Source organism: uncultured Aggregatibacter sp. (assembly GCF_901873365.1).
Lineage (GTDB): Bacteria > Pseudomonadota > Gammaproteobacteria > Enterobacterales > Pasteurellaceae > Aggregatibacter.
The window spans coordinates 1-1,361 of sequence record NZ_CABFLM010000002.1 but is presented as its reverse complement, the minus strand read 5'-3'; the positions used below and the strand labels follow the sequence as shown (position 1 = coordinate 1,361).

Annotated in this window: 1 protein-coding gene; it reads left to right on the top strand. The window is 28.4% G+C overall.

Translation table 11 applies throughout. The features are described 5' to 3' along the window. Nucleotides 1–1,215 (top strand): ThiF family adenylyltransferase (locus tag QZ106_RS00010; protein WP_295972664.1); only part of this gene is annotated, 1,215 nt, incomplete at its 5' end. Nucleotides 1,216–1,361: the final 146 nt, after the last annotated feature.

Genomic DNA, 1,361 nt, shown 5'->3' with positions numbered 1-1,361 from the left:
GGAGCATATTTTTCCTTTCAGTTTACTGATGTTGATAAATTATTTTCTCAAAATGAGATTGGTATTGTTACCAACACTTTCTTAACAAAATCAAAATATAAAGATAAGGATATGTACCATTATTTAGTGCAATCTTTTACGCATAATATGACTCAAAGAAATTGCCAATGGTCATTGTTTTACTCAAACAAGGAAAATAATTTATCAGGGATTTATGTCTTTATTGGTAAAAGACCATCAATTTATGATAGATTTTCATTTTCAAATTGGCAAGAATTTAAATCCTTATTTAACCAAGAAATGTTAAGTGAGATTTGGAAAATTACTTTTTCTATTCAACAAAAATATATACCTATTTTTATTGGATATAATACAAAAAAACAAAACATTCACTGGCAAGTTGCGATGATTGATTTGAAAGACCAATTTTTTAAAAATACGCAAGGAATATATGAACTTTGCGATAAGAAAATAAACTGGGTTATTTCAAAAAATTCATCCTATCATTATTTTTTCGGACGAGGTGCGTTTCATCCAAATCTAACTGATAAAAAAGTGCTTATTATTGGGCTAGGAGCGATTGGAAGTCAAGTTGCTAAGACACTTGTGCGTGGTGGTTGTAAGAATATTACCATTGCTGATTATGATATTAAAGAACCAGAGAATATTTGTCGGTCGGAATATAATTTTATACCGCCTTATGAAAATAAAGCAGATGAATTGGCAAGTATTTTGTGGAGTATTTCTCCTTTTGTTGAGTTGAATCCCATTCGTAATTTGGTGACGGAATATATTAAATTTGATCTTGCATCAGAGCATATTAATTTTTTATCAGCAAAATTTTCAGAATTTGATTATATATTTGATTGTTCTACTGATGATGATTTAATGTATCTTACAGGCAAGTTAAATTTAACCAGCACTATATTGAATTTATCTATAACAAATCACGCAAAAGCATTGGTATGTGGTGTTTCACCCAATCATTACCGCTTTGTTAGACATCAGTTTGATAATATTTTAGAGAATGATACTTTGGATTTATATAATCCTATTGGCTGTTGGAATCCAACTTTTAAAGCATCGTATAATGATATTGCCATTATGGTTCAACTATCATTAAAAACAATTAACTTAATGATTCAAGAGAATAATTATCAAAATTTTACTATTCAATATGATGATAATCTCAATTTAAAGGTTGAGAGGTTTTAATGATTGTGAGAAAACACAAAAACCTTCGATTATGTTTTGAATACCAACTCATTGAACTTATGACAAAAAAAGCAATTCATCATTATCCAAATGAATATGGTGGGTTTCTTTTAGGTTGTTATTCTAATGATTTTACTAGATTGTAT